We start from the raw sequence: 24,209 nt of genomic DNA on the forward strand, positions 1-24,209 counted from the left end.
CCGGAGAATTCGCCGCCAACCTTTGACGAACTATGAATTATCTCCGTTCACCACGCCCGCCGCGACCACTTCTGCGTGTTCGCGCGCAGTATCGATAACAAATCGATACAAATGCGGCGTGCCGCGTTACGGCTGTAACGCGCGGAGAGATGTTTGCCGCTCACTCCGCGGAACGGAGTGTCCGCGCTGGCTCTCCGCCCCAGCTGCTTCGGATCGTAATAGAACCGCTCCTCGATCAGCTTGTCGCCCTGCCAGGTCTGCCACGCGATCTCGTCCAGCGTTCTCGTCACGCCCTCGGCATTCGTGAAGCTGAAGATCCAGCGCGAGGCGACGTTGTCGCCTTCGATCAGGCTCGGCCCGACGCGGACAGCCCTGACCTCCTTGAATGCGGCCAGCACGCCGCGCTCCTTTGCGACGAGCTTGTCGCGGCCGACCATCGGCGCGGCATTATTCTCATAGGTGGCGGCATCGGGGGTGTAGAACTGTTCTATCGCGCCGACGAAATCCCCGTCCTCCAGCCGCTGCGCAAAAGCTTCGACGATCTCACGACTCGGCATGGGGTCACCTCGCGATTAAACCGACTGTTAGTCGGTAAATACCGACCGCTGGTCGAAAAGTCAACTGGCGGCCTCGTTCGAATTAGATTAGAGCATCACCAGATCAGGCCGAGTTATGTTCGCGAAGAAGGTCGACTCCCTCTCCCGCTTGCGGGCGGGAGAGGTTGAGCGAGCCCGCGGCCCGATCTGCGCTAGACAGGAACGGCATGGCCAAACAAGCAGACCGTCGCGCGGCGACATCGGAGGCGATCCTGACGGCGGCGCGCCGCCTGTTCGGGATACGAGGCTTTGCCGTGACCACCATGGACGAGATCGCGGAGGCCGCCGGCGTCGCCAAGGGCGCGGTCTATCATCACTTCAAGACCAAGGAGGTGGTGTTCGAAGCGGTGTTCGATGCTGTCTCGTACGATCTCGTTGCCGAGATCGACCGCACCGCGCGCAACGAAAAGGACGTGTTGGCCGCCATGGTCGCCGGCACCCAGCATTATTTTGCCGCGACCGCGAAAGGCCCGATCGGCCAGATCATCCTGCGCGACGGCCCGGCCGTGCTCGGCTGGGAGCGCTGGCGCGAGATCGACGCCAGGCATTTTGGCGGCAAGATGCCGCGCGCGCTGTCGGCCGCGATGGAGGCCGGCCTCATCGCCAGGCAGCCGGTCGAGCCGCTGGCGCGCCTGCTGCTTGGCGCGGTCACGGAGGCCGCGGTCGCCTGCGCCGGACGCGCCGACATCGCAAGGGCGGGCGCGGAATACGCCCGTGCGTTCAAGTCGCTGGTCGAGGCGCTGCGGGTCCGTGCATGATGACGCCGATGCGCGATCAGTTTTGCGGACGATGCGAGCCCAGGACTTGGACTACCTCTCCCACGGGGAGAGGTCGGACTGCATCGAAGATGCAGTCCGGGTGAGGGGTTCTGGTCTCAGCCGCCCGTTGCGGCCCCTCACCCGGATTGCTACGGACGATGCTGCGCATCGCCTTGCGCAATCCGACCTCTCCCCATCGGGGAGAGGTGAAGCCGGAAACGCCCACGCCAACGAGAAGAACAATAGCGCATGAACGCAACTTCGCCCCTCGTACCATCCGATCCCGAGTTCGACTACATCATCGTCGGCGCAGGCTCCGCCGGCTGCGTGCTCGCCAACCGTCTCTCCGCGAACGGCAAGCATTCAGTGCTGCTGCTCGAGGCCGGCCCAAAAGATTCCAACATCTGGATCCACGTGCCGCTCGGCTATGGCAAGCTGTTCAAGGAAAAATCCGTCAACTGGATGTACCAGACCGAGCCGGAGCCCGAGCTGAAGGGACGGCAAGTGTTCCAGCCGCGTGGAAAAACGCTGGGCGGCTCGAGCTCGATCAACGGCCTGCTCTATGTGCGCGGCCAGCACGAGGATTACGATCGCTGGCGCCAGCACGGCAATGCCGGCTGGGGCTATGACGACGTGCTGCCCTATTTCAAGAAGGCCGAGAACCAGACCCGCGGCGCCGATCAATATCACGGCACCGGCGGGCCGCTGCCGGTCTCCAACATGGTGGTGACCGATCCGCTGTCGAAGGCCTTCATGGATGCTGCGGTCGAGACCGGTCTGCCCTACAATCCTGATTTCAACGGCGCGACGCAGGAAGGCGTCGGCCTGTTTCAGACCACTACGCGCAACGGCCGTCGTGCGTCGACCGCGGTGGCCTATCTCGGCCCGGCGAAGACGCGCAGCAATCTCAAGATCGAGACCGAGGCGCTCGCCCAGCGCGTGCTGTTCGAGGGACGCCGTGCGGTGGGGGTCGAATACAGGCAGGGCCCAACCGTGCGCCGTGTCCGCGCGAGAAGAGAGGTCGTGGTATCGAGCGGGGCCTACAATTCGCCGCAGCTCTTGCAACTCTCCGGCGTCGGTCCCGCCGATCTCCTGCGCAAGCACGGCATCGATATCGTGCTGGATGCGCAAGGCGTCGGCCGCGATCTGCAGGATCACATGCAGGTCCGCATCGTGATGCGCTGCTCGCAAAAGATCACCCTGAACGACACCGTCAACCATCCGCTTCGCCGCACGCTCGCCGGCGCGCGCTATGCGCTGTTCCGCAAAGGCTGGCTGACCATCGCGGCCGGCACGGCCGGCGCGTTCTTCAAGACCAATCCGCGCCTCGCAACGCCCGATATCCAGGTCCACTTCCTGCCGTTCTCGACCGACAAGATGGGCGAGCGGCTGCATGATTTCTCGGGCTTCACGGCGTCGGTGTGCCAGCTCCGGCCCGAGAGCCGTGGGTCCCTGCGCATCCGGAGCGCGGACCCGACCGCGCCGCCGGAGATCCGCATCAACTACATGTCGACCGAGACCGACCGCACCACCAACGTCGAAGGCATCAAGATCCTGCGCAAGATCCTGAATGCGCCGGCGCTGAAGCCGTTCGTGATCAGCGAGTACGATCCGGGGTCGAAGGTAGCCACGGACGCCGAAATCCTGGATTATTGCCGCGACCGCGGCAGCACCATCTACCATCCGACCTCGACCTGTCGTATGGGCAACGACGCGCTTGCGGTGGTGGACCAGCGGCTGAAGGTGAGGGGGCTCGAAGGACTTCGAATCGTCGACGGATCGATCATGCCGGACCTCGTGTCGGGGAACACCAACGCGCCGATCATCATGATCGCGGAGAAGGCGTCCGATATGATATTGCAGGATGCGCGATAGGCCGCGCGACTGATGGAGAACGGATTGGCATCGCGATTCAAGATCGGCACCCGCAAGAGCGCGATGGCGCTGGCCCAGACGGAGGAGATTGCCCGCCGCCTGACATCGGCCATACCCGGTCTCGACGTCGAGATCGTCAAGTTCGACACCACCGGTGATCTCGACCAGACCAGCAAGCTCTTGCCGCATGGCGGCAAGGGCGGCGCCTTCGTCGCGCAGATCCGCGCTGCCGTGCTGGCAGGCGAGCTCCAGGCGGCAATGCATTCGCTGAAGGACATGCCCGGCAACGAGGACACGCCCGGCCTCGTCATCGGCGCCACGCTGTCGCGCGATCCCCCTAGTGATGCGCTGGTGCTGCGTGCCGGCGTGACGCTGGACGCCCTGCGCAAGTCCCGCGGCAAGGGCTTTAAGATCGGCACCAACGCCGTCCGCCGCGCCGCCTATGCGCGGCGGCTGTTCCCGGACGTCGAGGTGATCCACTTCCGCGGCGCCGCCGACACGCGCGTGCGCAAGCTCGACAATGGCGAGAAGCAGAAGCTGCCGGATGGCGGCGCCGTCGGTCCTGCCGATGCGCTGATCATGGCGCGCTCGGGCCTCGACCGCGTCGGTCTCTCCAGCCGTATCGCCTATGAGTTCACCGCGGCGGAGATGCTGCCCGCAGCCGGGCAGGGCATCGTCGCGGTGGAATGTGCCGCGCAGGACTGGGAAACGCGAAAAATCCTGTCATCGATCGACGATCCCGCCGCGCATGCCTGTGCCGATGCCGAGCGCGAGGTGCTGTGGGTGCTCAACGGCCATTGCAATTCGCCGGTGGCGGGCTTCTCGACCATCACAGGCGACCGGATGTCGCTGACCGCGTCCGTGCTCAACCTCTCCGGCAACACCATCATCGAAGCCTCGCGCAGGGGCCTTGCCAACCGCCCGCGCGAGCTTGGTCGTGCGGTGGGGCTCGATCTGTTGGCGAAGGGCGCCGCCGACATCATCGAGCGCAGCCGGCCGCGGTGAACCCGTTAATTCCCGCCTAATCCGATCTAATTTTACGCAAACTTGTCGTTATCTGATCGAGAACTGTCTCGATGTCTTTTGCTTTTCCTCTCGCCGCGGCCAGCGCATAGCACTCGCGGTTTGAGCAGGAGAGGCACCCATCATGACCGCGAAAGAGATTTTCATCCTCGAAGACGACCTGACGACGCGAGCGATGCTCAGGGTCGTTCTCGAGGGCGCCGGGTATCATCCGGTATTTTTCGCGGACGGCAATGCGCTCATCTCCAGGGCGCGCTACACGGCTCCGGCCTGCATCCTTCTCGACCTGTGCCTGCCGGGACAGTCCGGTCTGGATATCCTTGGACAGTTGACCGATCGAACCCATCCCGCGCCTATTCTCATCGTGTCGGGGCAGGGCGATATTCCGACTGCTGTGCGCGCGCTGCGGAATGGGGCGGCGGACTTCGTCGAGAAGCCATTCAGTCCGTCAGATCTGGTCGGGAGGATCGTTTCGGCGTCTGCCGGACCGCTTGCCCGTTCGGAGAAGCCGGTCGAACATTTCAAGCATTCGTGCGGCCTCACCAGGAGAGAACGCGAAATACTGGATCACCTGATCGCCGGTTCATCTAACAAGGCGATCGCGCGGCAATTGAAGATCAGTCCGCGAACGGTCGAGGACCATCGGGCGAGCATCATGCGGAAGGCGGGTGCGAAAACGATCGCGCAGCTTTCGATCATGGCCTTCGAAGGGGCAGAGCCCTTGCCGAACGAGCCTGCCGACCCCGACGACGTAACGGTTCACTGACAGGGAGGCTTCCGGGGCCGGGCGTGCTGGGCACTGTGCAATGATGCCACTATGCACCTGTTTTGCCTGACGGGTCAAGCAAAATTTCGGATTATTTGAATTTGCTTAGGAGCCCAGCGAGGTCGCTACTGTGCATGGGGTTGTTTTCGCGTTTTCGTTTTTATCCTCGCACCCGTTTGATCATCTGCTCGACATGGGCGATCGGCGTCTCCGGCTGGATGCCGTGGCCGAGGTTGAAGATGAAGCGCCCTTGCGCAAAATTCGCCAGCACGTTGTCGATCGCACGGTCGAGCGCGGCGCCGCCAGTGATCAGCACCAGCGGGTCGAGATTGCCCTGCACGGCGACCTTGCTCTGCACGCGCTCGCGGATGAAGGCCGGCTCCGCGGTCCAGTCGATGCTGACGGCGTTGACGCCGGTCGCTTCGACATAGAAGGGCAGCTGCGCGCCGGCGCCGCGCGGAAAGCCGATGATCTTCGCATCCGGCACCTTGGCGCGCACGCCCTCGACGATGCGCCGCGTCGGCTCGGTTGACCAGCGCGCGAATTCGGCCGGCGGCAGCACACCGGCCCAGGTGTCGAAGATCTGCAGCGCGTTGGCGCCGGCAGCCAGCTGCTTCAGCAGGTACGCGATCGAGTTCTCGACGAGGACGTCGATGATCCCGGCGAACGCCTCCGGATGCCGGTAGGCCATCATCCGCGCCGGTGCCTGGTCCGGCGTGCCGTGGCCCGCGACCATGTAGGTCGCAACCGTCCACGGCGCCCCGCAGAAGCCGATCAGCGCGGTCTTGTCATCGAGCGCGCCGCGCACGATTCTGAGCGCCTCGAACACCGGATCGAGCTTGCCGAGATCGGCCTGTGCGGCGAGCGTTGCAACCTTCGCCGGATCGTCCAGCGGCTCCAGCCGCGGACCTTCGCCGGCCTCGAAACGCACGGAGCGGCCGAGCGCGTAGGGGATCACCAAAATGTCGGAAAAGATGATCGCCGCATCGAAGCCGAACCTTCGGATCGGCTGCAGCGTGACCTCGGCGGCAAGCTCCGGATTGAAGCAGAGATCGAGGAAGCCGCCGGCCTTAGCCCGCACCTCGCGATACTCCGGCAGATAGCGGCCGGCCTGCCGCATCATCCACATGGGCGGGACGGCTTGCCGCTGGCCGGAGAGCACGTCGATGAAGGGCTTGGTCGCAGACTGGGGCACGAGACATCCTGATGCAGAAGTGAGGTTCCTGATACACCGCCGGGCGCGGAAGCGGAACAGGGGAACCAGCGCAATTGCGCCGCGTTGACCCGGCCACTGGAGGAGGAATTCCATGGCCCAGACTTTCAATCCCGCCCCGCACGACAAGCACGCCGACGACCTGCATGAGGCGCTTGCCGCTGACCGTCACGCCAAGCTCGATACCGGGTTGGAGGATACCTTCCCGGCATCCGATCCGGTCAGCGCCGCGCAACCGACGCCGTCAAAGGCCGATGCCGACGCCGATAGCCCGTCGCTCTGGGACAAGGTGAAGGCGATCTTCAGCTAGCGCGGAGGGGGCGCCAGTTTCCGATAGGCTTGCTAAGATCTTGTTAGTGATCTGCGGAAGCCCCGGTCCGTAGGAGTACGGGAAACTCCGCATATCCCTGCGAATGTCGGCGCGCGTTTCAGAGTTCAATAACAGAAGCGGTGGAACTTCCGGCGACCGGAGATGTCTGCCGCATGAACGCCGCCTCACACCGAGTTGGATCGAGCCGCCTGCCGCTGCGCGCGGCGGCGTTCGTCGTGCTCACTTGCGCGACCATCCTCGGCATCAGTGGCTGGCGCGAATGGGCTGCGCGCGATCAGGTGCTCAAGGGCGCCGAGACCGAGATGGCGAACGTCGCCCGCTCGCTGACCCAGCATGCCGAGGACAGTCTCGACCTGCTCGATTCCGGCGTGGTCGGCGTCGTCAGCCGGCTGGAGATGGACGGCACCGATCCCGCCACGATCGCCAAGCTCAAGATCCTGCTGGACGCGCGCAAGAAGGCGATCGCGCGCATCCACAGCCTCGCCATCATCGACGACAAAGGCAACTGGCTGACCTCGCCCGGCACGATTTCGTCCACGCTCAGCGACGACGCGTTCTTCCGCCAACACCAGCTTTCTCCCAAGCGCGAGGCCCATGTCGGCCATCCGGTGAAGAGCTTGCTCGACGGAGAATGGGTCGTCACCTTGTCGCGCCGCTTCAACAAGCTCGACGGCAGTTTCGGCGGCGTGGTGCTCGCGACCATCAGCTCCAACTATCTCTCGCATTTCTACGAGCAGTTCGAGATCGGCCGCAACAGCTCCGTGGCGCTGACGCATGGCGACGGCATGATCATTGCGCGCAACCCGAGCAATGACAAATTCGTGGGCCGCAACGTCGCCGACAAGCCGCTGTTTCGCGACGCGAGTTTGCAGCGGCCCGCCGGAGCCTATCATTTCAAGTCATCGCTGGATGGCGTCGAGCGGCTCAGCTTCTTCAAGCGCTCTGGCCGCTACCCGCTCATGCTGCTCGCCACCGTCGACAAGGATGAGCTGCTCGCGCCCTGGCGCGCAGCCGCGATTTCCCGCATGCTCCACGTGCTGGCGCTGGTCATGCTGATCGCCGTCATCGGCGCGGTGCTGGTGCGGCAATTGCAGCGCGGGCAGCGCATGGCCGTGGCGCTGGTCGAGAAGGAAGCGCATTTCCGCCTGCTGGCGGAAGGGTCCAGCGACATGGTGACGCGCATCGGGCTCGACGGGCAGCTGCGCTATGTCTCGCCCTCGTCCGCCCGCGTCGTCGGGTGGCGCGCCAATCAGCTGATCGGCACGCCCGCGCTTGCGGGCATTCACGAGGAAGACCGGCCGCACGTCCAGGCTGCCGTAGATGCCATGAAGCGCGGCGAGGCCGAGGAGGCGCGCATCACCTACCGCAACACGCACCGGACCGACACCGAGGTCTGGCTCGAATCGACCATGCGCGTCACGCGCAAGGACAACGGCGAAATCGACGGCGTGGTCGCGATCTCGCGCGACATCACCGAGCAGAAGAAGCTCGAGACCAAACTCGAGACGCTCGCGACCGAGGATGGTCTCACCGGGCTTGCCAACCGCCGCCATTTCGACGAGCGACTGAGCGAGGAATGGGCGCGCGCCTATCGCGACCGCTCCAACCTCGCTCTGCTGATGATCGACGTCGATCGCTTCAAGGCTTACAACGACCAATACGGCCACCCTGCGGGCGATGCCTGCCTGCGCGTTGTGGCGCAGGTCATCGCGGCCGAGATGAAGCGTCCCGGAGACCTCGCGGGCCGCTACGGCGGCGAGGAGTTCGCCATGCTGCTGCCGAACACCGACGCCGCCGGTTGCGCCCGGGTCGGCGAGCGGATCCGCAAGGCGATCGGCGAAGCCGGCCTCGTCCACCGCGGCAATCAGCCGTCGGGCTATGTCACCGCTTCGCTGGGCGGCGCGACCTGCCGGCCGGCGCTGGAACGCACGGCCGGCGTCGGCACGCTCATCGAGGCTGCCGACCGGGCGCTCTATGCGGCCAAGGAGTCCGGCCGTGATCGCCTGATGATGTCGGTCGAGGTCGCGCGCCCGCTGCCCAAGGCGGTCGGCGAGTGATACCGCTCAATAATGCGGCGGGCGCTCATTGGCTGCGCCCGGCGCGTTCGCCTCGGCTTCCTGGAGCCGCTCGCCGAGCTCTGCGATCTTCCGCGTCAAGGCGTCGATCTGCTTCCACTGCGCGGTGATGGTCTGGTTCAGCGTCTCGATGGTGTCGTCCTGATAGGCGATGCGCATCTCCAGGGTGTCGACGCGCTCACTCAGATCCTTGATCTCACTCGTCACGTGCCGCATCCAATTCTCGTTCGCGCAGACCCAATTCTTTCAAGCCATGGCCAAGCGCCACGCGCTCGTCGAAGACGAAGCATTCGCCGCGCCAGCGGCTCTGCGCTTCCGGCACGGCTTCGAGATATTTCAGGATGCCGCCCTTGAGGTGATAGACCTCGGCGAAGCCGCGCGCGAGCAGATGCGCGCTCGCCTTCTCGCAGCGAATGCCGCCGGTGCAGAACATCGCGATCTTGCGGTGCTTTGCCGGATCGAGGTGCCGGCTGACAAAGTCCTTGAACTGGCCGAAACTCTTGATGTCGGGATCGACAGCGCCCTCGAAGGTCCCCATCGCCACCTCGAAGGCGTTGCGGGTGTCGAGCACGAGCGTATCGGGTGCCGCGATCAATGCGTTCCACTCGCTGGCGTCGACATAGGTGCCGACCTGCCGCGTCGGATCGGCGGCCGCATCGCCAAGCGTGACGATCTCCTTCTTCAGCCGCACCTTGAGCCGGCCGAACGGCATCGCTTCCGCCGTCGAGAATTTGAGTTCGAGATTGTCCAGCCGGCCGCCGAACAGCGCGCCATGCGCGAGCTCATGGGAAAAGGCGTCAATCGCCTCGGGCGTGCCTGCGATGGTGCCGTTGATGCCCTCCTGGGCCAGCAGCACGCTGCCCTTCAGCGACAAGCCGGCGCAGAACGCGCGCAGCGGCTCGCGCAGCTCGCGGTAATCGGGCAGGGCGGCGAATTGGTAGAAGGCGGCAACCTTGAAGTTCATGTTCTAAATCCCGGCGGCTCGTTTAGCAGGCGGCCGCCGCTCAGAAAACCCGCATGGCCCCGGACGGCAAAAGGTCTATACGCCCAGCGGATGGCAGCCATTTCCCTGGTATGCCAGCATTGCCCGGATGGGCCGGAATGTGTCATGTAGGCCCGGTTTTCCCAGATGGCGCCACCCGCGCCCACCGGCCTTTAGAGAGCAAGAATTCGATGAGAAACTTCCACTTCCCCGGCAGGTCCACGGTCCACGCCACCAATGCGATGGTGGCGACCTCGCATCCGCAGGCCTCGCTGGCCGCGATCGAGGTGCTGCGCGAGGGCGGCACGGCGGTGGATGCGGCGGTGGCAGGTTCGGCCGTGCTCGGCGTGATCGAGCCGCAATCGACCGGCATCGGCGGCGACTGCTTCGCGCTGATCCAGCCGCGCGGCGAGGGCAAGATCGTCGCCTATAACGGCTCCGGCCGGGCGCCGAAGGCGGCGAACGCCGACTGGTACCTCGAGCGCAAGATCACATCCGTGCCGCTGACTTCGGCCCATGCGGTCTCGATCCCCGGCGTGATCGACGCGTTTGCGACGGTGCTGCGCGATCACGGCAAGTTCGGCTTCGACCGCCTGCTCCAGCCCGCGATCAAGGCCGCGGAGGAGGGCTATGTCGTCGCGCCCCGCATCGCCTTTGACTGGAAGAACCAGTTCGAGAAGCTCAAGAACGGCACCAACACCGTGCGTTATCTGCTGCCGGGCGGCAAGCCGCCGGTCGCCGGCGACGTCATCCGCCAGGCCGAGCTCGGCAAGACGTTGCGCGCCATCGCCAAGGACGGCCGCGATGCCTTTTACAAGGGCGCGATCGCGGAGGACATGGTCGAGACGCTGCGCGGCATCGGCGGCCTGCACACGCTCGACGATTTCGCAGCGCACACCACGGAAGTCACGACGCCGATCGGCACCATGTACAAGGGCTATGACGTCTGGCAGTGCCCGCCGAACGGTCCGGGCGTCACCGCGCTGCTGATGCTCAACATCCTCTCGCGCTTCGACCTCGCGAAGTATGCCCCCGTCAGCGTCGAGCGCTTCCATCTCGAGGCGGAGGCCGCGCGCATCGCCTACATGAACCGCGAGATGCACGTCGCTTCTCCCGAGCACATGAAGATCAACGTCGCCGAAATGCTCGAGAAGAGCTTTGCCGACGAGTACATCAGCAAGATCCGCATGGACGGCGTGCTCGACCTGCCGAACGTGGCGCCGCCGATGAATCCCTCGACCATCTACATCACTGTCGTGGACAAGGACCGCAACGTCTGCTCGTTCATCAACTCGGTCGCGCATTCCTTCGGCTCGGCGATCGTCTCGAACAAGACCGGCGTGCTGTTCCAGAACCGCGCCGGCGGCTTCCGCATCCAGCCGGGCCATCCCAACTGCATCGAAGGCGGCAAGCGCCCGCTGCATACGATCATGCCGGGCCTGCTCACCAAGGGTGGTCGCTCGACGATGTCGTTCGCGGTGATGGGCGGCCAGTACCAGCCGACCGGCCAGACCCATCTGCTGACCAACATGCTCGACTATGGCTGCGACGTGCAGGAGGCGATCGATATGCCGCGCGGGCTGCACTATGAGGGCCAGTATCAGCTCGAGGACAGCGTACCCGCTGACATCGTCGAGGGCCTCAAGAAGCTCGGCCACAAGACCACCAACGTGGTCGGCCCGCTCGGCGGTGCCCAGGCGATCTGGATCGACTGGGACAAGGGCACGCTCACCGGCGGTTCCGATCCGCGCAAGGACGGCTGCGCACTCGGCTATTGAGCGAGGCGGAAGGGCTGGAAACGACACCTGCATTGGGCTAGACACCTCCCGCCTCTAACGGAAGGTGCCTCATGCAGCGTCTCCGGCGCGCACTCCTCGCCATCACGTCGGCCCTCGCGATCACATTGGTCGCCGGCGCGTCGACATTCGTTTCCACCACGGCCTCGGCCCAGACCGCAGGAAAGACCATGACCACAGCTTCAGGTTTGCAGATCATCGACAGCGTCGTCGGCACCGGCGCCTCGCCAAAGCCCGGCCAGATCTGCGTGATGCACTATACCGGCTGGCTCTATGAGAATGGCCAGAAGGGCAAGAAATTCGACTCGTCCGTCGACCGCAACGAGCCGTTCGAATTCCCGATCGGCAAGGGCCGCGTCATCGGAGGCTGGGACGAGGGCGTCGCCACCATGAAGGTCGGCGGCAAGCGCACGCTGATCATTCCGCCGCAACTCGGCTACGGCGCCCGCGGTGCCGGCGGCGTGATCCCGCCGAACGCGACGCTGATGTTCGATGTCGAGCTGCTCGCGGTGAAGTGAGCATAAGCGCACCCAGAATAAAAAAGACCGGCCTCTCGGCCGGTCTTTTCTTTTTCAGTTCTGCCCGTGTTACTCTGCCGCGCGACGTGCCGCCGCAGCGGCGCGATCGATCGCGTCCTTCGCGGCGTCCTTGGCATCGCCCATGGCCTGCTGGCCTTTGCCCTTCACTTCCTGGACCACGCCTTCGCCCTTCATGCGGTCGGAACCGGTGGCTTCGCCGATGCCCTGCTTGGCCTTGCCGATGGCTTCGTTGGCGGTGCCCTTGATCTTGTCGCTGGTGCTACCCATGAAACTCTCCTTCCAGTTTGCTCGCGATGACAACGTCCGGCGGCTATGAGAGTTCCTTTTTTGGTATGGCTTGATGTCGCGGCTTTGGTTAGGTTCGCGCGCACGGAACCAACAGAAAGCAAGAACCCATGACCGGCCATGACCATTCGCATCCCCACCATGACCACGATCACCACGACGATCGCTGGAAACATGACGGCGTGCGCGTCATTCCCGGCAACCAGCTCGACACCAACGTGCCGTCGACCGCCGGCATGGACCGTGCGGCTGCGATCAATTTCGCCCGCGTCGGTGCGCAGAAATTGTGGGCGGGCACGGTCAGCATCAAGCCCGACGCCAAGACCGGCGCGCATCATCACGGCCATCTCGAAAGCGTCATCTATGTGGTGAAGGGCAAGGCGCGGATGCGCTGGGGCGAGAGCCTGCAATTCACCGCGGAAGCCGGCCCCGGCGATTTCATCTTCGTGCCGCCCTACGTGCCGCATCAGGAGATCAACGCCAGCCCGGACGAGGTGCTGGAATGCGTGCTGGTGCGCAGCGACGGCGAGGCGGTCGCGATCAATCTCGACATTGAGCCGGTCGAGAAGCCCGAGACCGTGCTGTGGGTCGACCCCATTCACCGGGACCCCGGAGAGAAGAAGTAAGGCGACAGGCCCCGCGGGAGTCGGTGCGGCAGAACCCCGCAAGGTCGAGACGTAAAAATTATCCGGAAGCTGTGTCGGATGGCCGTCTGGCCATCCGTCCTTGGGCAGACCCCGCGCCCAAGGAGCTTCCGATGCCCAGGATGATTTTCATCAATCTGCCGGTCACCGACCTCAAACGCGCGACCGCCTTCTACGAGGCGGTCGGCGCGGTCAGGAACCCACAATTCAGCGACGACACGGCAAGCTGCATGGTCTTTTCCGAGACCATCTATGCCATGCTGACGACCCACGACAAATTCCGTCAGTTCACGCCCAAGCCGATCGCCGATGCCAAGAGCACGAACCAGGCGCTGTTCTGCCTGTCCGCCGACAGCCGGGCCGAGGTCGACGATATCGTCGGCAGGGCCAAGGCCGCGGGCGGGGTCGCCGATCCCAGCCCGATCGACGAATACGCCTTTATGTATGGCCGCAGCTTCGAGGATCCCGATGGCCATATGTGGGGTGTGAACTGGATGGACCTCGCGGCCTTCGCCGCGCAGTCCGAAATGGCAAACGCCTGAACGAAGCCCCACGACTCCAGCAATCCGAAGAGGAGCATTCACGATGTCCAAACTCGTGCCCTGCATGTGGTTCAACGGCGATGCCGAAGAAGCCGCGAAATTCTACGTCTCGCTCGTGCCGGATTCGGCAATCACCCATGTCCAGCGTAATGTTTCGGATGGCCCGTCCGGCAAGGAGGGCTCCGTGCTGGTGGTCGAATTTACTGTGGCCGGGCAGCCGCTGGTCGCGCTCAACGGCGGCATGAAGATGGAGTACACGCATGCGATTTCACTGATGATCCATTGTGACGACCAGGCCCAGGTCGATAGTGTTTGGAGCGCCTTCCTGGCCCATGGCGGCAAGGAAGAGCAGTGCGGCTGGCTCAGGGATCGCTGGGGCGTGGCCTGGCAGGTGGTGCCGAAAGTGATGTTCGAATTCCTGTCGAGCCCCGACAAGGCCGCAGCCGCTCGCGCGATGCAGGCCATGATGAAGATGGTGAAGCTCGACGTCGAGGCTTTGCGGCGGGCGTTCGAGGGCAGGTCGGCGGCGTGACATCAGCACAGGTGTCGTAGGGTGGGCAAAGGCGTCCTTACGCCGTGCCCACCATCTGTTTGCCATCGTGAGAGGTGGTGGGCACGCTTCGCTTTGCCCACCCTACGAAACTGTGCCTGGCCTCAATAATTAATCCTCAGCCCCACACCGCCGTGGATGGTATTCCCCACCGGCTGCGGGCCGAGCGTGCCGTTCGCGAACAGGTCCACGATCCAGCCCTTCTGCACGCGGAAGCCGAGGCGGCCGCCATATTCGAACCAGCCCTGGTTGCCCATCGTCGGCACCACCACGCCGTCACCGGTCACGGTGGCGACGATGCCGCTATGGCTGGCGAAGGACTGCACCCAGCCGCCATTGATGTTGGTCTCGATGTTGCCGCCGAACAGGTGCGTCCACTGGCCGCCGATCTTGACGAGGCTGGTGCGGTCGGTGCCGGTCGCGATGCTGGCATCGAACGGATTGAACGCGACCGCGCTGTCGCTATAGCCGGAGACGCGCTGCCAGAGCTGCCAGACCTCGATCGACGCTGCGACCTCGTCGCGCGGTGAGAGGCGGCTGATCCAGCCGGCGCGGCCGTAGACGGCGTAATTGGCAGCATTGGTCGAGCCCGTGACGGTGACCGGCCCGAGGCTGGTGTTGTAGCTGCGCGTGTAGCGCGCCTTCTCCCACGGCGTCAGGATCGTGCCGAGGTCGAAGAACGGGCGCGAGGACCCCCAATCAGTGAAGTCGTAGCGCAGCGCGAAGGCACCGATTGGCGCACTGGTGATGTGATAGCCGCCTTCGTTGTACTGGGTATAGGCGATGCCGGCGAGCAGCGACAGATTGTTGGTGAGCTCCTTGCGGCCGTGGACGCCGGCCGAGAACGAGCCGGCCGAGCCGAACGCGCTGATGCAGTCGCTGCAATTGACCTGCTCGTTGACGCCGAGCAGCACCGTGCCGAGCACCCGGTTGGTGATCATCTGGTTGAAGCGCTGATTGGCAAGGCCGTTTATCGAACTGCCGCTGGAATCCGCGCCGGTTGGCCCCGTCGGCGGTGGTGGATACGGGCTTGGCGACGGCGACGGGGAGGGGCTTGGTGAAGGCGAGGGCGAAGGAGAAGGCGAGGGCGACGGCGCGGGTGTCGGCGTCGGAGACGGCGAATAGGTCGGGGACGGGTAAGGCGATGGAGAAGAGGTCGGCGACGGATTGGGATTCGGTTCACCGCACCCGGACTCGCACTCCGCCGCCCGCGCTGCCGCGGGGCGGACATTGAATGCGACAAGCGAGAACGCCGCAGCTGCGGTCAGTGCGGCAGCCAGAATGAGGCGCCTGATCTTGAATTTCACCATCATCACCGCCCGCACAGCATGCCGCCCTCATCGACGGCGGGCGTGATGGTCGGTGATGCCTCGGCATATTGGTTGACCGCGCACAGCCCGGCACTCGCAGCGCAATTGGCGGCGAAGGTCCAGGGCGGCGTGTTGATCCTGGTGATCGAGGCCTTGCCGCCGGTCGATGTGATGATCGCGGTGTCGCCGGGCTGGGACAGTTGCACGCACTGGAAGCTCTTCGTGCAGACGCTGGCGGCGCCGTCCTGAAGCACGACGACGGAGCGGCCGCGCTGGGAGAGGATGTCGAGCGTGGTGCCGCGCACGCCGATGGTCGCGAGCGGCGTCGTGATCTTGTAGGCGGCCTTCTCCGAATGTCCGGTGACGAAACGGAATGCGCCCGTGGTCATGCGGATCGCGACGTCGCGATAGCTGTGCTCATCGTTGAAGACGGTGCGGTCGAGCTTCAGCGTGGCGCTGGGACCGAGCGACAGGTTGGTGCTGTCGGCCATGACGAAGCGCGCCGCGCTGTCGGCGCCGGTGCGCACGGTCTCGTCGCGCAGCATGCTGTCGCCGACATTGATCGGCGTCGTGGTCGCGGCCACGCGCGCCACGTCGTTCTGGATCACTACGGCTTGGCCGACGCGCGTCTGCGCCTGTGCGCCGAACGATGCGCACAATGCGGCCGACAACAGGGTTGGGAAGAGCCAGAAACGCAAATTCATGTCGCAACCGATCGATGTGTCCCTGATCGTACCGGACCGCGCGCGCTTCTGATGTGGCGAAATTATCACAAGCGGCGCGGGACGTGCGTTATGCTTAGTGACAGTTGCGGCAGAATGCGTTCAATGAAAAGTGCCGTCTTTGTTTTTCTCCGCGGTGCAGCCAATTTGCCACGCAAGATAGTCCCACAGCAGTCGCTCGAATCGCCCGCGGTTCCGAAGGTGTCGCAGAGCGCAGTCATCGCTGTCGCAATCTTCCTGATCGCGCATCTGGCTCTGCTGGTCGGTCTCACCACGCCGGAAAAGTTCGTTTTCGACGAGGTCCATTATGTGCCGGCGGCGCGGCAGATGCTGTCGCCGTCGATGTCGCAGCCGATGCTCAATCCGATGCATCCCCCGCTGGCCAAGGAGCTGATGGCGACATCGATCGCGGCCTTCGGCGACAACGCGCTTGGTTGGCGCTATCCGGCGACCTTGTTCGGTGCGCTCGCGATCGTCGCGATCTATCTGTGCGGCCTCGCGCTGTTCGCCGCGCAAGGGCCCGCGATCGCGGCGGCGCTGATCGCCGGATTCAACCAGATGCTCTACGTGCAGGCGCGCATCGCGATGCTCGACATCTTCGCGCTCGGCTTCGGTCTGCTCGCCACCGCCGCCTTCATGCACGGATTTCGGCGAGAACGGCCGCATGCGCTGTTCGCGCTGGCGGGCAGCCTGTTCGGCCTTGCAGCCGCCTGCAAATGGAGCGGCCTGTTTCCGCTCGGCGTCTGCGTCGCCATCGTCGCGCTGGTCCGTCTGATGCAGGGCTGGCGCGCGCTGTTTGCCGATGCGAAGCCGGATGATTGGTATCGGCCCGATCTCTGGCCCGATTTTCGCGCGGTGCATGTTGGGTTCTGTTTCGCCGCGCTGCCGATGCTGACTTATCTTGCCGCTTTCGTTCCGCTCTACGGATTGTCGCTGCCGGATCTCATCGAGGCGCAGCGCCGGATCTTTGCCGACAACACCACGACGGCGATCGCCGGCCACACCTATATGAGCTCGTGGCCATCCTGGCCGCTGCTCGCGCGCCCGGTGTGGTTCCTGTTCGACAAGATTGCGGAGGACAGGATTTCCGCGGTCGTCTTCCTCGGCAATCCGCTGGTCGCGTGGCCGGCGCTGCTCGCACTCATCGTGGTGGCGCGCGATGTCGTCGTCGCACGGCGCTGGGATGCGTTCCTGATCGCGGCGTTCTATTTCGGTCCCTGGCTGGCCTGGGCGCTGCTGCCGCGCACGCTCGGCTTCATCTACTACTATCTGCCGGCCGCCACCGCGGCGTCACTTGCACTGGTTTATGTGCTACGCCGGGATAACCTGCCGCGCTGGCTGCTCTGGGCCTATGTCGGCGTAGCTGCGATCGGCTTTGCGCTGATGCTGCCGATCTCGGCAGCCTTCATCGGGACGTCGATGCAGACGTTCAACCGGCTGATGCTGTTCCAGAGCTGGATCTAGAACGTCTTCGAGCGAAGCGGCTCCAGTGCCCGCTTGCGTGCATAAGCCCGCAGGAATTTGCCTTGCAATTTGTCTTGCCTGAATCAATCCGCGCGTGTGGACTGGCTGCCAATATCGGAATCCGAGAGGCGGCAGGTGGGCACCGAGGATCGCATCGCAAGACCGGACCATTCCAACGCGGACTGGCTGCGCGCCGTGGTCGACACCGCGGTCGATGGCGTGATCCTGATCGATGCGCGCGGCTCGATCCTGATGTTCAACCCGGCCTGTGAAAAGCTGTTCGGCTATCCCGCCGATGAGGTCGTTGGACGGAACGTCAAGCTCCTGATGCCGAAGTCCTACCGCGACTCCCATGACGGATATCTGCACAATTATCATGTCAGCGGCGAACGCAAGATCATCGGTATCGGCCGCGAGGTGGTGGGGCAGCGCAAGGACGGCTCCACCTTCCTGATGCATCTGTCGGTCGGCGAGACGCGGCAGGCAGCGGGCGAAACCACCTTCGTCGGCATCGTTCACGACCTCACCGAGCGCGAACGGGTCGAGCGCGAGCTGCGCGAGAGCGCGGCACGACTGCGGGCGGTCGTCGACACCGCGGTGGATGGCGTGATTCTGATCGATTCCGACGGCATCGTCCTGAAGTTCAATCCGGCCTGCGAAAAACTGTTCAAATATGAGGCTGACGAGGTGCTCGGACGGAATGTCCGGATGCTGATGCCGCAGCCCTACCGGTCCGGGCATGACGGCTATATCCGCAATTTCATCGCGACCGGCGACAAGAAGATCATCGGCATCGGCCGCGAGGTGCTTGGCCAGCGCAAGGACGGCACCACCTTCCCGATGGACCTTTCGGTCGGTGAGGCCAAGCAGGACGGCTCCTCCATCTTCGTCGGCATGATCCACGACCTCTCCGACCGTAAGCGCACCGAGGCCCAGCTCATGCAGGCCCAGAAGATGGAGGCGGTCGGGCAGCTCTCGGGCGGCATTGCCCACGACTTCAACAATCTCCTCACCGTGATCGTCGGTAACGCCGAATATCTCGCCGAGCAGCTGGTGTCACGCGGTGATCTGAAGCGGCTCGCCGACGACATCTGCAGCGCAGGCGAACGCGGCGCGGAGCTGACGCAGCGCCTGCTCTCCTTCAGCCGGAAGCAGCTGCTTCGCCCGGTTGAGACCGAATGCAACAAGCTCGTCGAGACCATGCACAAGCTGCTGCGGCGAACACTGCGCGAAGACATCGAGATCGCCACCCAATCCGATCCGGCGCTCCGGTATGCCTTCGCCGATCCGGTGCAGCTCGAATCGGCGATCCTCAATCTCGCGCTCAATTCCCAGGACGCAATGGCTTCAGGCGGACGCCTGACCATTTCGGTGGCGAACGCATCGCTGGATGTCTCTGATCACAATACACATCCCGACGTCGGACCTGGCGAATATGTCGTGATAGCGGTGACCGACACCGGGTCCGGCATGCCGAAGCGGGTGCTGGAACGCGCCTTCGAGCCGTTCTTCACCACCAAGGAGGTCGGCAAGGGCAGCGGGCTCGGGCTCAGCATGGTCTATGGCTTTGCCAAGCAGTCCAACGGACATGTCACGATCTACAGCGAGCCGGGCCTGGGGACGACCGTGCGGATCTATCTTCCGGCCGTGCTGGCGAAGACGCAGAGCGCACCGCTGGCGGTCGAGAAGGAGGCGGCACAGACCGGCTCGGAAATGGTGCTGGTCGTCGAGGACGATCCGTTCGTCCGGTCCTACGCGGTCATGAGCCTGGAGAGCCTGGGCTACAAGGTGATCTCCGCGGTCGACGGCAAAGAGGCCTTGCAGACGCTCGCGGCGGCGGCGCATGTCGACCTGCTGTTCACCGACGTCGTGATGCCCGGGGGTGTGAATGGCTGGGAGCTTGCGGGTCTTGCGCGCAAGCAGAGGCCCGAGTTGCGCGTGCTGCTGACGTCGGGTTACGCGCTCGAAACGCTGGCGGCGAACGGGCACGTCAGGCAGGGCGCACTCATCCTCGAAAAGCCCTACCGCAAGGCGGAGCTTGCGAGATTGGTGCGCGAGGCAATGGCCGCTCCCGTCCCGGTCTGAGCGGCGGACCGCCTGCCATCATTGGCAGGCGGTCGTCGTCGTCGGATCATTTCGAGGCGGTCTTGGTGTCCATGTTCACGACCTGGACGCGGCGGTTGATCGGGTCGGCGCCGTTGGCAGTGTCCTTCAGCTTGGTCTTGCCGTAGCCGACCGTGACGAGATCGGTGCCGTTGAGGCCGTAGTTCTGCACCAGATACTTCTTGATGGTGTCGGCGCGCCGTTCGGAGAGGCCCTGATTGTACTCCTCGCCGCCGATCGCATCGGTGTGGCCGGCGACCACGAAGGTCGAGCCCTTCAGCGCCGGATCGGACAGTGCGTTGCCGAGCGCCTGCACCGACGGTATCGAGGTTTTTGCGATGTCGGCCGAGTTGTAGTCGAACTGGATCTCCAGATCGATCTTCGGCTTGGTCGCGGCGAGCTCGGCGATCTGCTCGCGCTCGCCCATCGAAAGCGACCGGGTCGAGCGGTTGCGCACGGTGTTCAGGAAGGTCGCTTCCTTGGCCTGTGCGGTCGGATCGGCCTGCGGACCGACGGACAGGCCGCGGGTCGCCGGCTTGGGCTTCAGCGCATCGAGAATCTGGCCAGCGGAGACGTTGCTGTCGCCCGCCAGAGCCAGGCTCGCCGTCATCGACAGCGCGGCCGTGAGGGTGATCGCCTTCAGTGCAAAAAACTTATCAAAACGGGTCATTGTCGTATCCTCGCTGTTACGCCTGATGGCGATTTGATGCTGCGAGCCTAGGGCAGGTTCAAAAGCCCTGATGTGATCCTGGTCACGGTGACGACCGGGCCGTCCTGGCCCAATCTAGCCCAATTCGCCGCTTTTTGACCGCGTGGCCGGGCCGGAGGCGTTCCCGCAGGAAGATAGGCGAACAGGTATCGTTGTGTCTTTTTTGCGGCCGGTTCGATCGGTCGCGATCTCGACGTGATCTAGATCACATCCAGCGTCGGTGGAGGAGATCACACTGGCCGCATCGATGGTTCTGGATCTGGGGAGAAAGACCATGCGTGTCCTGCTCGCGGCAATGTCTCTCGCAGCCTTCGTCTTCAGCGGTCATGCGGCGCTCGCCGACAAGCGCGTCGCCTTCGTGGTCGGCAACGCCACCTACAAGAATGTCCCGCAATTGCCGAACCCCGCGATCGACGCCAAGTCGATGGCGCAGGTGCTGCGCAATGTCGGCTTCGACGTGGTCGAAGGTGCCAATCTCACCCGCGATGCCATGACGGCGAAGCTGCTCGAGTTCGGCAAGAAGAGCGAAGGCGCCGACGTCGCGCTGTTCTTTTATGCCGGCCACGGCATTGCGGTGAACGGTACCAACTACCTGCTGCCCATCGATGCAGACCTCAAATCCGAGATGGACGTCAAGCTCGGCGCCGCGATCAATGTCGATCTCACGCTCGAGCAGACCATGGCGGATGCCAAGGTGAAGCTGGTGTTCCTCGATGCCTGCCGCGACAATCCCTTCGCGGCCAAGATCCGTGCGGCCAGGGCGACGCGCTCCGTCAACGTCGCTAGCGGTCTTGCCGAGATGAAGTCGGGCGAAGGCACGCTGATCGGGTTCGCGACTGGCCCCGGCCAGACCGCGCTCGACGGCGAAGCCGGCACCAACAGCCCGTTTACCCGCGCGCTCCTTGCGAACATCGCGGCCCCCGGCCTCGAGATCCAGCAGGCGATGACCAGGGTCCGCGCCCAGGTCAAGGACGAGACGGGCAAGGCGCAGCTGCCCTGGGGCCACACCAATCTCACCGGCACGGTCTATCTCAACCCGGCCGCCGCGCCTGCGCCGGATGCCGTGGCGCCTGCGACCATCGCCCAGGCCGGCGAAGTCGAGCTCGAATTCTGGCGCTCGATCAAGGACACCAACAAGGTCGAGGAGCTCAACGCCTATCTCACCAATTATCCGAACGGCATGTTCAGGCCACTGGCGCTCGCCCGTATCGCCGCGCTTCAGGACGGTCCCTCGACGACGACGCGCAACCTCACGGCCGGCGTCGATCCCGCCACTTTCACCGACGCCGCCGACCAAGTCTCCGAGGACCAGATCGGTCTCGACAAGAACCAGCGCCGCGACGTCCAGCGCCGCCTCACCGGCCTCGGCTTCGATGTGAAAGCCAGTGGCAAGTTCGACGAGGAAACCCGCTCTGTGATCAAGCGCTGGCAGGCGGCGCGCGGCTATCCCGCGACCGGCTATCTCAACAAGCTGCAGCACAAGGCGATGCAGTCCGAGATCGTCGCCAGCCGCGTGGCCAGCTCCGACGAATCCGAGGAGGAACCCGCGCGCCGCCACGCCTCCGGCGGTGGCCGCCGCGCACATGGTGGCGGCGGGATGGCCGGGCCCGGTGCCGTGTTCGGCCACATGATGGGCGGACTGTTCGGCCGCCGCTGACACCGGAACCATCGCAAACGACGGGGCGGCCCGAACGGCCGCCTGGCCGCGTCGGAAGCCTGCGCACACCGATCATCGCAAAGCCGTCGCGGCATGGCCCGCCTGCGAACACGCTTTCGGCCAGATGCGCGCCTAGCAGGAGGATCCATCCGACAATTGCAGGCGAGGGAGCCGAGTTTCGTCCAGTGCCGAGGCCGAGTGATTACCAGCGCGACTATCAGTCCTATCGTAGTGGCCCGCCGGATCGGACCGTGTTCCTGAGTTCCATGCCCATCTATATTGGCGCGGCAATGATCGCGGTGGCGATCCTGCTGTCGACGCTGATCACGGGGCTGACAAGCCGCTATGTCGGCCTCGACGGGCCGACCGACGAGAACATGTGGCTGGTCGACCGCCTCACCGGCAACGTCTATCGCTGCCAGGCGGAGGCGCGCGGCAAGGCTTCCTGCGAGCCCGATGTCGCCACAGGCAGCCTGGGCAGTGGTCCCAAGGTGCCGAAGGATGGCCATTGAGGCCTTCAGCCTTCGCACCGCAGCAAGAAAATTGTCTTCTCCGCGAAACGCCGGCGGCAGAGAATACGTAATTGCGAAGGCCGGCATGACGCCGGTTTCGTTTTACGGAGGAGACTTTTCGATGAAGATCTTGCTCACGGCCGCAGCCTTTGTCGCGTTCACCCTTTCTCTGTCCCCCGCATCCGCCGCGATGATGGGGTGCACCAAGGACAACATGATGAAATCCGCCGCCATGATGGGCGGCACGCCCGACACGCCGGCCAAGATGGCGGCCAACAAGGAAATGGCGATGGCCAACACCGACATGAGCAACGGCAAGATGAAGAGCGCCTGCATGCACTACATGAAGTCGCAGAAGGCGATGATGATGAAGTAAGGCGCGCGGCGCGCACGATCCGGCCGCGCTGTCAGCAGCTGGCAGCGCGGCTTTTTCTTTGCACGCCGCTTTGCCCCATTCTTTCGCCCGGCGCGAATCCCGCTACATTGCATCCTGCAATGTCACGCCCGCCCAAACCTCTTCCGCTCACCACGACACAGGCCCGGCACATCTGGCTGCACGCCCAGCGGCTCGATGAGCGCGCTCCGTTCGGCGAGGGGGCACAGGCGGTCGCGGACGCCGTCTCCCATCTCGGCTATGTGCAGATCGACACCATCAACGTCATCGAGCGCTGCCACCACCACATCCTGTTCAGCCGCATCCCGTCCTATCGCCGCGCCGATCTGCGCCAGGCCCAGAGCGTCGACAGAAGCGTGTTCGAATACTGGACGCACGCGCTCTCTTACGTGCCGGCCGCCGATTTCCGCTTCTTCCTGCCGGCGATGCGCGAGCACAAGCGTGAGGGGCACAAATGGTACGCCTCGGTGAAGCCTGCCGACACGCGCAAGGTGATGCGGCTGCTGCGCGCCGGCCCGCTGACCATCCGTGACATCGAGGACGACGTGCTCACCGAGAAGGAGCATCTCTGGCAGAGCCGAAAGCCCTCGAAGCGGGCGTTGCAGCTTGCCTTCTACACGGGCGTTGCGACCGTCAGCGAGCGCCAGGGCATGCTCAAGACCTATGATCTGATGATGCGCCATTTCGGCTGGGACAGACTGCCGAAGCCGGCCTCGAGCAAGGACATCACGGCCTATCTGCTCGACCGCGCGCTGCGCTCGCAAGGCGTGGTCAGCCTGGATTCGGTCTGCCACCTCGATGCGCCGCGCAAGAAGGCGGTGGCCGGCCTGATCGCGTCCCGCGTCCGCCGCGGCGAACTCGTGCCCGTCGCAATCGAAGGTGCCGGCAAGCAGGAGCATTGGGCCGCGCCTGCGGCACTGGAGCCGCACGAGGTGGCGCCCGATCTCGTCCACATCCTCTCTCCGTTCGATCCCCTGATTATTCAGCGCAAGCGCACCAATCTCATCTTCGGTTACAATCATCTGTTCGAAGCCTATGTGCCGAAGGCCAAGCGCAAGCTCGGCTATTTCGCGCTTCCCGTTTTGGTCGGTGACGAGATCGTCGCCGCGCTCGACCTGAAGACCGACCGGCAGGCGAAAAAGCTCTTGATGCAGAAATGGACCTGGGTCGGGCAGGGGAAGAAAACGGCGGGGCGCAAGGAGCTGAAGCGCGTGATCGAAGAGGAGCTCGACCGGTTTGAGCGGTTTCAGCTGGCGGAGTGAACCGGAGAGCGGGGCAGCTCCCGCTGACACGTCGACGCTCATGCCGTGTCCAGCTTCGCGCAAGGCCGTTGCTGCAAGATGACCGAGAGCGAGGTGTGAGC

General features: G+C 64.4%; 24 protein-coding genes and 1 pseudogene. 17 read left to right on the forward strand and 8 right to left on the reverse strand.

Features of this window, described 5'->3' with window-relative positions; all coding sequences use genetic code 11:
- Positions 1-194 precede the first annotated feature (194 nt).
- Positions 195-557: pseudogene (locus HYH08_RS19275) on the reverse strand (nuclear transport factor 2 family protein); the annotation flags it as partial.
- A gap of 206 nt (positions 558-763) precedes the next feature.
- Between HYH08_RS19275 and HYH08_RS19280 the strand changes: the two are divergent.
- From HYH08_RS19280 to HYH08_RS19295, 4 genes are all read left to right on the forward strand, one after another.
- Positions 764-1,354 (forward strand): TetR/AcrR family transcriptional regulator, encoded by a 591-nt coding sequence (locus HYH08_RS19280; protein WP_220011388.1) that lies wholly within the window; start codon positions 764-766, stop codon positions 1,352-1,354.
- Positions 1,355-1,603: 249 nt separating this feature from the next.
- Complete coding sequence (locus HYH08_RS19285; protein ID WP_220011389.1) at positions 1,604-3,229, forward strand: GMC family oxidoreductase; 1,626 nt, start codon at positions 1,604-1,606, stop codon at positions 3,227-3,229.
- Between the two features lie 24 nt (positions 3,230-3,253).
- A complete protein-coding gene (hemC, locus tag HYH08_RS19290; RefSeq protein ID WP_220011390.1) occupies positions 3,254-4,234 on the forward strand; it encodes a hydroxymethylbilane synthase in 981 nt (326 codons plus the stop codon).
- A 142-nt stretch (positions 4,235-4,376) separates the two neighbouring features.
- Positions 4,377-5,018, forward strand: a complete 642-nt coding sequence (locus tag HYH08_RS19295) for a response regulator transcription factor (RefSeq protein WP_220011391.1) — start codon at positions 4,377-4,379, stop codon at positions 5,016-5,018.
- A gap of 160 nt (positions 5,019-5,178) precedes the next feature.
- On the opposite strand, the gene hemE is transcribed toward HYH08_RS19295, so the two are convergent.
- Complete coding sequence (hemE, locus tag HYH08_RS19300) at positions 5,179-6,213, reverse strand: uroporphyrinogen decarboxylase (RefSeq protein ID WP_220011392.1); 1,035 nt, start codon at positions 6,211-6,213, stop codon at positions 5,179-5,181.
- Between the two features lie 112 nt (positions 6,214-6,325).
- On the opposite strand from hemE, the gene HYH08_RS19305 reads away from it, so the two are divergent.
- Positions 6,326-6,541, forward strand: coding sequence for a hypothetical protein (locus HYH08_RS19305; protein ID WP_220011393.1), 216 nt, complete (start codon positions 6,326-6,328; stop codon positions 6,539-6,541).
- A gap of 173 nt (positions 6,542-6,714) precedes the next feature.
- Entirely contained in the window at positions 6,715-8,619 is a 1,905-nt protein-coding gene (locus tag HYH08_RS19310; RefSeq protein WP_220011394.1) for a sensor domain-containing diguanylate cyclase, read from the forward strand.
- A gap of 6 nt (positions 8,620-8,625) precedes the next feature.
- Here HYH08_RS19310 and HYH08_RS19315 read toward each other — a convergent pair whose 3' ends face one another.
- Together HYH08_RS19315 and trhO are read right to left on the reverse strand one after the other, a co-directional pair.
- Positions 8,626-8,844, reverse strand: a complete 219-nt coding sequence (locus HYH08_RS19315) for a SlyX family protein (RefSeq protein ID WP_220011395.1) — start codon at positions 8,842-8,844, stop codon at positions 8,626-8,628.
- Positions 8,834-9,601 carry an oxygen-dependent tRNA uridine(34) hydroxylase TrhO gene (gene trhO, locus HYH08_RS19320; protein ID WP_220011396.1) on the reverse strand — a complete coding sequence of 256 codons (768 nt, stop codon included), beginning with the start codon at positions 9,599-9,601 and terminating at the stop codon, positions 8,834-8,836. The genes HYH08_RS19315 and trhO overlap by 11 nt, the downstream gene beginning before the upstream one ends.
- 209 nt (positions 9,602-9,810) lie before the next feature.
- Here trhO and ggt point away from each other — a divergent pair, with 209 nt between their 5' ends.
- Positions 9,811-11,397 (forward strand): gamma-glutamyltransferase, encoded by a 1,587-nt coding sequence (gene ggt / locus HYH08_RS19325; protein ID WP_220011397.1) that lies wholly within the window; start codon positions 9,811-9,813, stop codon positions 11,395-11,397.
- A gap of 71 nt (positions 11,398-11,468) precedes the next feature.
- Positions 11,469-11,933, forward strand: a complete 465-nt coding sequence (locus tag HYH08_RS19330) for an FKBP-type peptidyl-prolyl cis-trans isomerase (RefSeq protein WP_220011398.1) — start codon at positions 11,469-11,471, stop codon at positions 11,931-11,933.
- Between the two features lie 69 nt (positions 11,934-12,002).
- On the opposite strand, the gene HYH08_RS19335 is transcribed toward HYH08_RS19330, so the two are convergent.
- The gene (locus HYH08_RS19335; protein WP_220011399.1) at positions 12,003-12,221 is read right to left on the reverse strand and encodes a CsbD family protein; all 219 of its coding nucleotides are present in this window, start codon (positions 12,219-12,221) and stop codon (positions 12,003-12,005) included.
- A gap of 128 nt (positions 12,222-12,349) precedes the next feature.
- On the opposite strand from HYH08_RS19335, the gene HYH08_RS19340 reads away from it, so the two are divergent.
- The 3 genes from HYH08_RS19340 to HYH08_RS19350 all read left to right on the forward strand — a co-directional run bounded on the left by HYH08_RS19340 (position 12,350) and on the right by HYH08_RS19350 (position 13,957).
- On the forward strand, positions 12,350-12,865 hold the full coding sequence (locus HYH08_RS19340; RefSeq protein WP_220011400.1) for a cupin domain-containing protein: 516 nt from the start codon (positions 12,350-12,352) through the stop codon (positions 12,863-12,865).
- Positions 12,866-12,996: 131 nt separating this feature from the next.
- A complete protein-coding gene (locus HYH08_RS19345) occupies positions 12,997-13,425 on the forward strand; it encodes a VOC family protein (RefSeq protein WP_220011401.1) in 429 nt (142 codons plus the stop codon).
- Positions 13,426-13,468: 43 nt separating this feature from the next.
- Complete coding sequence (locus HYH08_RS19350) at positions 13,469-13,957, forward strand: VOC family protein (RefSeq protein ID WP_220011402.1); 489 nt, start codon at positions 13,469-13,471, stop codon at positions 13,955-13,957.
- Positions 13,958-14,079: 122 nt separating this feature from the next.
- Here HYH08_RS19350 and HYH08_RS19355 read toward each other — a convergent pair whose 3' ends face one another.
- On the reverse strand, positions 14,080-15,285 hold the full coding sequence (locus HYH08_RS19355) for a hypothetical protein (protein WP_220011571.1): 1,206 nt from the start codon (positions 15,283-15,285) through the stop codon (positions 14,080-14,082).
- 2 nt (positions 15,286-15,287) lie between these two features.
- Positions 15,288-15,989 carry a FecR family protein gene (locus HYH08_RS19360; protein WP_220011403.1) on the reverse strand — a complete coding sequence of 234 codons (702 nt, stop codon included), beginning with the start codon at positions 15,987-15,989 and terminating at the stop codon, positions 15,288-15,290.
- Positions 15,990-16,040: 51 nt separating this feature from the next.
- Here HYH08_RS19360 and HYH08_RS19365 point away from each other — a divergent pair, with 51 nt between their 5' ends.
- Entirely contained in the window at positions 16,041-17,471 is a 1,431-nt protein-coding gene (locus tag HYH08_RS19365) for a phospholipid carrier-dependent glycosyltransferase (RefSeq protein WP_220011404.1), read from the forward strand.
- Between the two features lie 135 nt (positions 17,472-17,606).
- The gene (locus HYH08_RS19370) at positions 17,607-19,556 is read left to right on the forward strand and encodes a hybrid sensor histidine kinase/response regulator (protein ID WP_220011405.1); all 1,950 of its coding nucleotides are present in this window, start codon (positions 17,607-17,609) and stop codon (positions 19,554-19,556) included.
- 46 nt (positions 19,557-19,602) lie between these two features.
- On the opposite strand, the gene HYH08_RS19375 is transcribed toward HYH08_RS19370, so the two are convergent.
- Positions 19,603-20,244: an OmpA family protein gene (locus tag HYH08_RS19375; protein WP_220011406.1), complete on the reverse strand. Its 642-nt coding sequence runs from the start codon at positions 20,242-20,244 to the stop codon at positions 19,603-19,605.
- Between the two features lie 313 nt (positions 20,245-20,557).
- On the opposite strand from HYH08_RS19375, the gene HYH08_RS19380 reads away from it, so the two are divergent.
- From HYH08_RS19380 to HYH08_RS19395, 4 genes are all read left to right on the forward strand, one after another.
- Positions 20,558-21,940 carry a caspase family protein gene (locus HYH08_RS19380; protein WP_220011407.1) on the forward strand — a complete coding sequence of 461 codons (1,383 nt, stop codon included), beginning with the start codon at positions 20,558-20,560 and terminating at the stop codon, positions 21,938-21,940.
- A 266-nt stretch (positions 21,941-22,206) separates the two neighbouring features.
- A complete protein-coding gene (locus tag HYH08_RS19385; RefSeq protein ID WP_220011408.1) occupies positions 22,207-22,452 on the forward strand; it encodes a hypothetical protein in 246 nt (81 codons plus the stop codon).
- A 121-nt stretch (positions 22,453-22,573) separates the two neighbouring features.
- Positions 22,574-22,828, forward strand: a complete 255-nt coding sequence (locus tag HYH08_RS19390) for a hypothetical protein (protein ID WP_220011572.1) — start codon at positions 22,574-22,576, stop codon at positions 22,826-22,828.
- Between the two features lie 119 nt (positions 22,829-22,947).
- Positions 22,948-24,108: a winged helix-turn-helix domain-containing protein gene (locus HYH08_RS19395; protein ID WP_220011409.1), complete on the forward strand. Its 1,161-nt coding sequence runs from the start codon at positions 22,948-22,950 to the stop codon at positions 24,106-24,108.
- Positions 24,109-24,209 lie beyond the last annotated feature (101 nt).

The sequence above is a fragment of the Bradyrhizobium sp. BR 10289 genome (assembly GCF_019455385.1).
GTDB lineage: Bacteria > Pseudomonadota > Alphaproteobacteria > Rhizobiales > Xanthobacteraceae > Bradyrhizobium.